Source organism: uncultured Sulfuricurvum sp. (assembly GCF_937936435.1).
In the GTDB taxonomy this organism is placed as follows: Bacteria; Campylobacterota; Campylobacteria; order Campylobacterales; family Sulfurimonadaceae; genus Sulfuricurvum.
In genome coordinates, this window is sequence record NZ_CALDDG010000090.1 from 1 (window position 1) to 11,650 (window position 11,650).

Consider the following 11,650-nt stretch of genomic DNA (forward strand, 5'->3'; position numbering starts at 1 on the left):
AAAAGGGGCAATCCAATCCCGATACGGGAGCGGTGCGATACGGGGAAAAGTATCCGATACGGTTTTCAGCGGGATCGGAGATCTTTATCCCAATGCGGTACAACTCGCACCCTACAGCGGCCGTTTTACGACCCTGCCCCGCACATTACGGCTCCAGATTCCCCACCTCTCAAAAAACGAAGCCCGATTGCAGACCCGGATTGAGCGATTGGAATCCCATCAAGACCCGCTACTCAGTGCCGAAGCGATCTCCCTGGAGTTTGACTATCGTTATTCCGACGAATATCTTCAAGTCGATGCCTCCTATCTGCTGCGCCGTATCAACGATACGATGCAGACAAAACAGCATTTACGTTATGACCTTTCAGGGGTAACGACCACAACCTTTGACGGAACTATCACGTCTACACAACCGCTTCCGGACAACCGTTTACACGGAGAATTGACTGATAAGGCGGACGGTCTAAACGGAAAGCTCACCCTCGACGGAAGTACCCTCAGTTTTTCGAGCCGCGATTACGATCATTTCGAATGGAACGTCGCCAGCCGCCATCAAAGTCTCGGATTTATCCCCGCTATTCCCGATCCGATACGCTCATCCGCTCTGAACTTGGATGCTTCGGGCACGTATCATCTCTCGACCGATGCCCTCGGAGGGAGTATCAAAGTCGTCCATGACGATGCCCGCTTCGAAGGGAAATTCTCAACACTCAACGCCCACCATACCCTTGATGGAAATCTTACCCTGCCTCCAAACGCCCCCATGTGGAAAAACTGGAGCCACAAACCGCCGGAACATTTGACCCTTTCTCTTGAAAACGAAGGCAACACTACCCGCCTTCAACTCTCAGGGGACGCACTTGCCCTATCGGGAAAACTTGCACGGGATACGCTGGAAGGTTCAGGTAATTATATGGGAGCCTTTTTTGACTTCCGCGGCAATACGCAAGAGCTTCAAATCGATACGGTCGTCCCATCGCTTTTTGCGACTCTCTCGAAAATTAAACCGATAGAGCTGGAACGCGGAGAGTATTACGATGCCGAAATCCGGGCAAAAACCCGCGTGAATATTGCCGATACGATTGCCGTTCACAGCGATATATCGATCCCGTGGTATGCCGCGGTTCTCGATTCACAGCGCTCTTATGCGGGGACAGAGGGGAGTATTTCACTCGATTATCATGACGGCAATATCACTGTTCAGCGCTACCGTCTCGAAATTGCCGATCATCCTCTCTCTTCCGAAAAAGTCTCTCATATTCGTCTCCTCCCTACGGGAGAGATCCGAATCGATGCGTTCTGGATTTACGATTCCCTGATGCTCAGCGGCCGTATCTCCGACGATCTAAGTGCCGATCTGCGGCTGCATTCGGAGCGTTTCAGCTATCACGGCCCCGAGGGGGATGCCCATGCTAAAGCCGATATTACCTTTACCCGAGATGCACAAGCTTCTCAAAGTCTCGCAGGTTCGATCACGATTCTCGATGCCGCAATCACAAATCTGCCGTTACAGCAGTTCAAGGTCATGGATGACGATATCATCATTATCCAAGACGTTCGACCTCCGAGTAAAATCAACCTTTCGATGAACCTTCATATTACCGCCGCACAACCGATCCGATTCAAAACGAAAGAGCTGGATATACGCCTGAACCCCGATATCACCCTCTGGAAAGAACCGAACGGACTGATGCAGATACTGGGAATGGTATCGATCCCATCGGGAAATGCCGTAACCGCCGGCAAACAATTCGACATCAAACCCAGTGAAGTTTATTTCGGCGGCGATGTTCCTATCAACCCGTACCTAAACCTCACAATTGCCCATGAAGTCGATTACAAGAAGATTTTGATTTATGTCACTCATACGCTCGATTCGCCGATATTTCTCTTCAGCTCCGATCCGGTCATGAGCCAAAACGACATTATGAGCTATATCCTTTTCGGAACCGCCGCTAACTCCCTCTCCGGTTCGGGTGACGGCAGTACCTCCACCATCCGCGCCGACGCGACGAATTTTATGCTCGGTGCGGGGATCAAAGGGCTCATTAACGGAGCGACGAAACTTCAGATCGACACGATGAATATCCTCACCACACAAGAGGGCGGAGTCGGCTTTGAAGTGGGAGCACGCCTGAACAAAGACCTCCGTGTCCTGTATAAAAACGACACCGTATCCAGCGTTCAACTCCAATATCAGCTCAATCGCTGGCTTCGGTTGGATGCCGATATCCATGAACTCGGTCAGGGGATCAACGCCGTTTATATCAAAGATTTTCGGGATTTTCTCCCCCATAATCCCCCTAAAAAATAATCATTCCTTGATTTTCGTCAATAATCTTTTTCTCTGATCTCTTTATACTGCGGTTATCGATACCATAACCACAAGGGGTCAACTATGATTTCAGATTATATGCGCGATGATCACCGAGCATGCGATCATCTCTACACCGAAGCCGAAACGGCACTATTGGCACACGATGATTCCAAAGCCGTAAACGCATTTGAGATGTTTGCGAAAGCGACGCTTCATCATTTCGAAATGGAGGAAAAAGAACTTTTTCTGACATTTGAAAAACGGACCGGAATGATGGGGGGACCGACGCAGATGATGCGCTATGAGCATCAGCAGCTCAGAGCCTTGATCGAATCGATGCGCTTGGCATTGAGCGAACACCGCACCGACGATTTTTTCGGTATCGGCGAATCGATGATGATTATGCTCCAGCAGCATAATATGAAAGAAGAACAGATGCTTTATCCTATGATCGACCGTGCGTTAGGCGGCGATGCGGAAATCATGATCCAAACACTTCAGGAAATGGCATAATGATCTTTCTCGACACACGTGAGCTGGATCATCCGCTGCCATTGGAAATGGCGGTCGATGCATTCAAAAATCTGGCCGAAACGGAGGTTATTCACATGTTCCACCGTCGCGAACCGATCCCCCTTTTCGAGATTATTCTTAAAAACGGCGGATATTATCTCTCATATCAAGACAGCGAGGAGCTGTGGCATATTCTGATAACCCGCAGCCCGGCAGTTAATTTGGAGGAATACCGTGTTTAATCAAGGTCTCTCGCTGGATCAAGCACCGCCCATTGCCGTCGTACTTCGGTTTTTCCTGAGCCTCCCTTTTTTCGGCACCCTGTTAGCCATGCTGATGATCCTCTATCCTCACGAAATAATAACACCCTCCCATCCGGTCTCCCTTGCCGCGATTCACCTCTTTTTTTTAGGGGTCATTACCATGATCATGATCGGAGCGTTGTTCCAGATGCAAAGCGTCCTCGGCGGTCGCCCTATCCCGGCCCCCGGAGGTAATGCCTTGATTATTCACACCTTTTTGACCGCAGGGGTTCTATCGCTTTGCAGTGCCTTTCTCTTCACCCTTGCACCTCTCTTTATCCTCGCGGCGGTATTACTCGGAGCGGCGCTTATTTATACGGCCAATCTGATTCTCCCTCTTTTGTTTGGAGAGATAACTCACGACACCCTGCGCGGTATGCGACTCTCCCTAATTTCTTTGGCGATCACGGCCCTTTTCGGAATTGTCATGGCCTCTTCGTATGCTAACAACTCGTTTTCACCCTCTTACGATGCTATCCGTACCTCCCACTATTCACTGGGGCTGATCGGATGGATAGCCACGCTCATCATCGCCGTCGCCTTCCAAGTCGTGGAGATGTTTTACGTCACATCGCCGTATAGTCTCTGGTGCAAACGCAACGGCTTTCGGATCATCACGGCCTCTTTGGCGCTCAAAATCCTATGGCTCTTTTTGTATCTCCCTTATGTTTGGGTATTTGATGGGATATTAGCTGCCCTTTTATTCGGCTTTATCGCCACTACCGTCCGCAGACTGCGCGAGCGCAAACGGCGTGTTAGCGACGTGAGTATCTGGTTTTGGGCGTTCGGTCTGCTAATGCTCTGTGTATCGCTGATTTCCCATCTCCTCTATCTTATCACTTCTCTCCAAACGTTTGAGATTGCTGCATTGCTCGGTTTCGGGACATTCGCCTTGTCGATCATCCTGGGAATGATCGGAAAAATCGTTCCGTTTTTAGTGTGGTTCCATCTCAATGCCGCCGGATATATGGAGACACCGATCATGTCGAACGTTATCCCCGCTCCGCGCAATAAAACTCTCTTCATTTTGCTGGTAGCGGGGAGCGTATCGGCTTTTCTTGCCCTGTTCAATCCCCTCTTTTTTCGCATCGCGGGGATAGGGGTGTTAGCATTGTTTGTCGTGCTGGGCTATAACCTCATCGCCGCCACGCGGCTCTATCGGCATATCCGTCTTAGCGGAAAGCGTTTCGAGTTTTCCCCTCCGCAGGAATAACATACCCTCTTTTGCGCTATAATCGTTTTATACCGCAAAGGAAAAGTAGATGGATTCTCTATTTATTCAACATACCATCCTCTCTTTAGTCCTCGGATTTATCATCGGGCTGCAGCGGGAGATGCATACCATCTATTCTCATAAGCATAAAGATTTCGGGGGGGCAAGAACCTTCTCGATGATCTCGCTGTTCGGCTATCTATCTTCCTGGTTTTCGGCCTATTTTTCTTACTTTTTTCTGGTTGCCGCGGGGGTAATCGGCCTCTTGCTGATCGCTGCCTACGTCGTTAACAGCATCGCTGTGAATGAAAAAGGGGCTACAACGGAATTCTCCGCCCTTATCGCCTTCGTCATCGGTGCGATGCTCCACTTTACCCAGCCCCTCTTTCCCGTATTTATTACCATCATCGTATTGTTTATCCTCAATATCAAAGAGGAGATCGAGGAGTACGAACAAACCATCACCAAACGTGACCTCAGCGCGGCGATCTTGTTTATGCTGATGACTTTTGTCATCCTCCCGATCCTCCCCGATCATCCGATCGATCCGTTCGGCCTCATCAACCTCTACCGCATCTGGATCATGGTCGTTTTGGTGGCCGGGATCTCGTTTGCCGGATACATTGCGATCCGCTTTCTAGGATCCACCCACGGAATCGGAGCTGCAGGGCTTTTGGGAGGGCTGGTTTCTTCCACTGCCGTGGCGATGAGCATGGCGCGGCGGGTGCATGAAAACGGGTTTTTGGTCAAAAACCTTGCGATAGGGATTGCACTGGCATCGTCTATGATGCTGATACGGGCGGGAATAGAGATGTGGGTCATCAACCCCTCTCTCACCTATCCGTTTATTCTGCCGATAGCAATCGGCTCACTGGTCGGATACGGCTACATCGCCTACCTCTATTTCACCTCCAAACGGGAAAACATCCCCCAAAACGTCGAATTCAAAAACCCTTTCGATCTTAAAGAGGCCTTGCTGATGGGGATCGTTTTCGGTGCCACGATCGCTCTGACGAAACTGGCGAACCAATATATCGGCAATACGGGGGTCTATGCCATCGCTTCGCTCTCGGGGCTCGCCGATGTGGATGCGATTATCCTCTCCCTCTCTTCATTAGCCAAAAACGGGCTAAATCCCTCGACTGCCCATTACGCGATTTTGATCGCCATTGTCACCAACACTCTTGCAAAATCGGCTTTGGTTTTATTTTTGGGGAAATTCCCCCTTTTTCGCTTCGTCTTAACCTATTATTTTCTTTCGATCGGAGCCTTTGCTATCAGCGCATTGATCGTCTTAGCCTAAGGAATCCGCGGCATGCAGCTGTACTCGACGGTAGCGTCAAGCGTGCTCTCTTTGTCTTGGCGGATCGGGCTTTGCGTATCTGCCGATTCTCTCATCATCATCCCTTTTGCCATCATCGGGATCACCGGAGGAACCCCGCCGAAACGGACCGCCGAAACGGTGCATGCCATCCCCGTTTCCGTTGAAAACGCACCAGCCTGTTCTTGCGCTTTGCGCAGCAGTTCCAGACGTAAAGCCCCTTGAGCGCTTCGCTCTTGCGCGTTACTGACATCCCAGACCAGAGCCCCTTCGTTTTTTCGTACGGACGGTGCGGAAACCTTGTCAATTGCCGCCAATAAAGCATTATAGGGCTCTATCTCCTTGAATTCGCATCCGAAATTAAGCGTTCCGGCGTAGCCGATAAACTCCCGTTTTTGATCTTTATAACTGTACTGAGGGGAGAGATAATACCCGCCCCCCTGACACATTTTTGCCTCTGGATCTTGTTTTTTGACCTGCACGATGATCGCATTGAGATGTTCTTTAATCAGCTTCTCGTTTTTTCCCTGTTCTTCAAATCCGAGACTCCCTCTCAGCACATCCGGCTTTAGAACCGTTTCGACCTGCTCCGTCGTCGTAATACTCATCTGGGCGCTCGCCAGAATCGGCACTAACGCGGCAATCACACCTTTATACATTTTTGCCCCTTTCGGTTTAGTAGCATACGCAATTACGCCCGCTCTCTTTTGCCATATAGAGAGCGTTATCCGCATTTTTAATGAGTTCATCCTTATTTTGCCCCGGTTCGATGGCAGCGACACCGATACTGATCGTCACATTCGCGTCCAAATGAAAATCGAAGGCTTCGACCAATTCTCTAAAGTTTTCTGCCAGCTTCAGACTCTTATCCAAATCGGTATTCGCCGCAAGGATCATAAACTCTTCTCCTCCCCAACGTACGCAGACATCCGTATCGCGGGTATGCTGATTCATCAACGACGCGATAAGCTTCAATACCCTGTCCCCTTTGTCATGTCCATAGCTGTCGTTAATCGTCTTGAAATGATCCACATCGATAAACAGCATCGAAAACGGCGTTCCGTAACGGGTGAATTTTTGGATTTCATTCTCCATTCGGTCCAACAACACTCTGCGATTATAGAGTCCCGTCAGATGATCCGTTTGCGAGAGGGCATTAAGCAGCGCATTTTGTTTCACGACATAGCGGATCAGTACCGCAATGACACCGAACAATACGAGCAAAATAGCGATCACCCCTTTTTGGGTGGAGATAACTCCCTCTTTTTCGACCAGATTTTTTTTCTGCCGCGCGATCTGGGTATTGAGCTGTTCGAGTTCCTCTTTCGCCTGGGTAATCGCGGCTTGTTTCTCGTCATGCGATTTCAAAAGGTATTTGAATACGTCCTCTTTCTCTGCGATCTTTTTCTCTTCGTTTTGCAGTTTTTCTTTTTGGACTTCGATATTTTTGAGGATCGTATCGACTTCCGTTTGCTGAGAGGCAATCGTATTTTGCTGATCGTTGATCGATTGCAGTTGCTGGGCAATGATTCTGTTTTGGGCATCGATCTTCGACTGTTGCTCGATCAGCCCTTTTTTCTGTATCTCGATTGCGGCAATTTTTTCGGCAAGCTCCCCATTTTTCTCTTTAATTTTTCTGTTTAACTCGGCAACTGTCTCTTTTTGCTCTTTTAACTCGTTTTGGGAACTTTTATAGAGTTTGGCAACATCGATTTCGGTGCCGCCGAGGAGGATAAGATCGGGGGAAATCTGCAATGACCGGTTGATGATGTTGGGCTTATTGATCTCGAAAGCGATCATATCGCCGTTTCGAATGAGATTGATCATCACCTTTTGTTTGTCTTTATACTCATCGCTGATCAGCAGCACGTTTTGCGATTCGTACTCGCGGAAAAACTTTTCGTATAACGCACCGTTTTCGCTGTCGGTGTAAATCGCCTGCAAATTCGCCGGTAGTTTTGTACCGTCATAAAAATAGACTTTTATTTTTTTGTCGTTGAGAAGTTTTCGTGACGACAGCATCGAAAACATATTTTTCAGATTGTCGTTTTTGGAAACCACAAGGAGATTGTATTCGGTAAATTTTACTTCGTTTTGCCATGTCGTATGTTTAAGAAAATTATAGACATACGCAACTTTGACCTGATCGCTGTTGATCTCTTTTGCCTCTGACAGCCCCAGCAACACTCCCAAGATCAATCCGATAATTATTCTCATAGCGTCCTAAATACTCATAGTAAATGCGATGGTAACCATCCGCGAGTCTTGCGGAGATTTATATTTTGAACTACTATTATAACGTACCCCGTAATAATGCTCGTCAAAAAGGTTGTCGATGCGAAATGAGATTTTTTTATTTTGATCCAACGCATAACTGGCGAATAGATTAGTGACGAAATGTCCATCTACCGTTGCAAGCACTCCGTTGTCATACGGTGCCGCCGTAATCGGGCTGACCCATATACATGAGGGGGAAAATCGCCAGTTTTGGTACCGTAGCGTACCGCCCGATTTGAAGACGTGCTTGGATTGATACGGAAGATCGTAGTCATACACGTAGTCGATTTTACCGTCGACATAACTGTAATTGGCCCAATAACTCACATCGTACCCCGGGAAATACGAATGTCCCTGATACGAAATATCTCCGCCGTATACAATCGCCTCAATCGAATTGGCCGCTCCGACCGCCTGAATAATCGTTGTATCCGGGATAAAATAGATTTGATTCGGCAAATCTTCTTCATTGGAGATGATGTCTTTGATCGTCGAATAGTACAGCGAAAAACTGATTTGGTCGTTTTGGCTTAAAATCACATCAAGGTCATATTCATAGTTTTTGCTTTTTTCAGGTTTGAGATCGGGATTCGCCACCCGATAACGGTCGGTTTGATACGTATTGCCGTCCCCGAGAGTATTGGGTTGAAGCGGCGTTCCGTAAATTTTGTATTTTTGGTAATTCGACGGAGCCAAATATCCCTGGGAATAAATCAGTTTCTGGGTCACCGTATCGTTGGCATAAATCAATGCCAAACGGGGATTAAACGTCGATCCGTATGATGAGCTGCGATCATAACGCCCGGCCAAAGAGAGCTGAAGATTGTCGTTGAAGGTAATCTGGTCTTGGAGATAAAGCGCTTTATTATTCCACGTGATATGATAAATCGGTGCTTCGATCGTCGATCCGGCAAAATAGATCGTTCCCGATATGGAAGGGGTGGCCAGATCGATCGTCATCGGTGTCGATTTGAACGATTCGTACGACATTCCAAAAGTGAGGTTATGATTTTCGATCTGTTTATTGAGAGTCTCTTCCGCCGCATACCGCTCGGAATGCGAATATTTATACCCCGGAACGTACGCGGTGTATTTGTTGATAAAGTAGCTTCCTTTCAAAAGCTCGGTAGAGTCGTAGCTCAGAGTTGTAGTCGATTGCAGGTCATCGAAAAATTTGCCGCTGTAACGCCCGTAGTATCCGAATATAGCGGTGTTAAGATTGGAGTTGTTATCGTAAATATTCGTCTTCGAATTTCCGCCGTTCATCGCAATCAGTGTCGATTCGGACGAATAGCGATAGTTGATTCCCATGTCGAATCCGCCGTTTTCGTACCGTGCTCCGACCGACTTGGTGATATTGGGCTGAAAATCAAACTCCCGATCCTGCGCGCTTTGGACGACTGTTGAGCCGAGCATCACATTCTGACGCAGAAAGTCGCCCGGATAGGTTTTTTCGAGATCGTAATCCTGATCCTTGTGATGGTGGGCTTTTAATGTCAACCGTCCGTCCGACAGCGGTATCGATTTTACACCGTAGAGGTAATGGTACCCTTTGTATCCGCCGGCAACGCTCAACTCGTCTTTAGGCATTTTTTCACTGATCAGGTTGATCACTCCGCTAAACGCATCCGCACCGTAAACGACAGATGCCGGACCGTATAGCACTTCCACTCTCTCGATTCCGAGCAGCGGGTACTGCATACCGTGGCTCAACACTTCCCCGTCGGTTTGATCGATTTCGATACCGTCTTGGAGGACTTTGAAATAATTGGTTCCCATAACCCCGCGGATGCCGATCTGATTCAAAATCCCGCTGTCGGCATACCGCATCACCTGAAAGCCCGGCAAATCGTTTAAGAGTTCATCCAATCCTCTATAACCGCGGTCCTCGATCTGCTCTTTGGAGACAACGATCACTTTCGCAGGGGTAAAGTTCAAACTTTGCGCCGTTTTGGATGCAGAGGAGACCTGTAGTTTTTGCAAATCGTACAAATCAAGCCCGAATACGTCATCCATCAAATCGATTTTGTATTCATTCGCACCGAGAAGGGCGACCGAAGCGATCAACGACAATAAATGCTTCACTCACTCACCCTTTCTGCAGCGTTCAACCCATTCTAAAATAATTAATAGGATACCTTGTTACGCCTTGAGTTTCATTGAGTGTTACTGTTTTGTTGCCGTTTTTCTATCTTTTTGCGTCAAAATGAAAAAATCGCTTCAAAATCTATACGTCAGCCGTACCAAAAAACGGTCGTACCCGCCATCGTAGAGTCCGTCTGCCGACGTATTGTTATTTCGATCATCCACCATAGCGTAGCTGACTTCGGCGTTCAACGCTTCACTGAGTTCGTACGTCGCGATCAAATCGATCTCCTTCACTCTCATCTGCGCGGGTGTACTTTTAAAATCTCCGTAAAGGACGCTCAGCGTCGCCCCTTCCACCCCCGCCTTTTCGAAATCGAGTCCGGCACTCAGCTGATATGCCCGAACGTCTTGGTATCCGTCAATCGTCATCTCTTCCATCGAGGTCACATACGGTCCCCCTCCAAATCCGTTACTCACAAATTGACCTTCGCTATTTGAGCTTTTATTGTATGCCGCACCGAACGTAGCCATCCCTAGACCGAGGCTGGCACCGAACCCGTAAACATGACCGTCTATGCCGCTTCCATTCTTCTCATCAAACGTCGCAAACTGTCCTAATAACTCCAATTCCGCAGTCTCTGTGAAAGGAATTACATACGTTGCATCCGCATATACGGCATTCGCCAATCGGTCTATCCCGTAATACCACCCCTGCAGTGCAAGATTCTCAATCGACTCGTTCATGATCCCCGCGACAAATGCTCCGTCGCTTTGCGCTCCGTCCAGCCTTTTGAATTTTGAAATATCGTCACCCGAATCGTATCCCGCCCACCGTCTGACGTATCCTCCGACTATCGTCGTCCCGTCAACAGGCGTATAGGTAGCAATGGCCGCTTCAAACGTATTGGGGTGCATCCGGATATCGTCCGTATCCGCCAGCGGAGTATCGATCTGCTGCCGGCCGATACGCAGACTGAAAACATCGGTAGTGTAATCGACATACGCTTCTCCGAGGTAAATATACGAATCCATCTCCCTCCCGAACATATCCCCGTTTGCCGTTCCCTGCGCGACGGAACCGGTCGCAAAATTGAGTTTACGGCTCACATATGCCGCCGCACCGAGCGATATATTGTTCCATGTCGGCGTTTCATACTTTACAATAGCGCCGAACGCCGTTGCGTACGTATCCTGATCGATGGCATTGTTTTGATTGATATACGCGACTCGGAATTGTTTGCTCAGTGTCCCGGGAAGCCACTTCTCTTCCGTATCTGCGGCATGCAATGCGGCAGATACCGCTAAACTCATCAGGATTGTTTGTCTCATCTCATGTCCATTGTCGTTATGTAAGTAGCACTCTAGGTGTAAGTGTAACTTTCCAACATGAAAGAGCATTGAAAAATTTCTTTTCTTATTTAATTTTGGAACAACCTATGCTATGGGAGACAGAATGCACCCAAAAAAGGCGTTAGGCACTCTGCTGCTTGTAAGACTTTAATGCAGAAAAAGTTCGTGTCGGATTTTTTCGGGATTTTTTAGAATCAGTCTCGATTTTTGTATAACTTTCCAACGTAGGTTCCAGTAACCGTTTACACCCCTCGCGCACGGAAGAAACT

9 protein-coding genes are annotated in these 11,650 nt (G+C 48.2%); 5 read left to right on the forward strand and 4 right to left on the reverse strand.

The genetic code is table 11. The features are described from left to right. The 5 genes from Q0389_RS09100 to Q0389_RS09120 form a co-directional block, all read left to right on the forward strand. A partial coding sequence (locus Q0389_RS09100; protein ID WP_298693654.1) for a translocation/assembly module TamB domain-containing protein occupies positions 1-2,314 on the forward strand: 2,314 nt, incomplete at its 5' end. A gap of 84 nt (positions 2,315-2,398) precedes the next feature. Further along, positions 2,399-2,830: a hemerythrin domain-containing protein gene (locus Q0389_RS09105; protein WP_298693656.1), complete on the forward strand. Its 432-nt coding sequence runs from the start codon at positions 2,399-2,401 to the stop codon at positions 2,828-2,830. Next, on the forward strand, positions 2,830-3,072 hold the full coding sequence (locus Q0389_RS09110; RefSeq protein WP_298693658.1) for a DUF2249 domain-containing protein: 243 nt from the start codon (positions 2,830-2,832) through the stop codon (positions 3,070-3,072). The genes Q0389_RS09105 and Q0389_RS09110 overlap by 1 nt, the downstream gene beginning before the upstream one ends. After that, positions 3,065-4,345, forward strand: coding sequence for a hypothetical protein (locus Q0389_RS09115; RefSeq protein WP_298693659.1), 1,281 nt, complete (start codon positions 3,065-3,067; stop codon positions 4,343-4,345). The genes Q0389_RS09110 and Q0389_RS09115 overlap by 8 nt, the downstream gene beginning before the upstream one ends. A gap of 49 nt (positions 4,346-4,394) precedes the next feature. After that, positions 4,395-5,648 (forward strand): MgtC/SapB family protein, encoded by a 1,254-nt coding sequence (locus tag Q0389_RS09120; protein WP_298693660.1) that lies wholly within the window; start codon positions 4,395-4,397, stop codon positions 5,646-5,648. On the opposite strand, the gene Q0389_RS09125 is transcribed toward Q0389_RS09120, so the two are convergent. The 4 genes from Q0389_RS09125 to Q0389_RS09140 form a co-directional block, all read right to left on the reverse strand. Further along, positions 5,645-6,325: an SIMPL domain-containing protein gene (locus tag Q0389_RS09125; RefSeq protein WP_298693661.1), complete on the reverse strand. Its 681-nt coding sequence runs from the start codon at positions 6,323-6,325 to the stop codon at positions 5,645-5,647. The genes Q0389_RS09120 and Q0389_RS09125 overlap by 4 nt on opposite strands. A gap of 16 nt (positions 6,326-6,341) precedes the next feature. Continuing rightward, positions 6,342-7,883: a YfiR/HmsC family protein gene (locus Q0389_RS09130; RefSeq protein ID WP_298693662.1), complete on the reverse strand. Its 1,542-nt coding sequence runs from the start codon at positions 7,881-7,883 to the stop codon at positions 6,342-6,344. A 6-nt stretch (positions 7,884-7,889) separates the two neighbouring features. Continuing rightward, complete coding sequence (locus Q0389_RS09135; protein ID WP_298693663.1) at positions 7,890-10,028, reverse strand: TonB-dependent receptor; 2,139 nt, start codon at positions 10,026-10,028, stop codon at positions 7,890-7,892. 135 nt (positions 10,029-10,163) lie between these two features. Beyond that, entirely contained in the window at positions 10,164-11,360 is a 1,197-nt protein-coding gene (locus tag Q0389_RS09140; RefSeq protein ID WP_298693664.1) for an OprD family outer membrane porin, read from the reverse strand. Between the last annotated feature and the right edge of the window lie 290 nt (positions 11,361-11,650).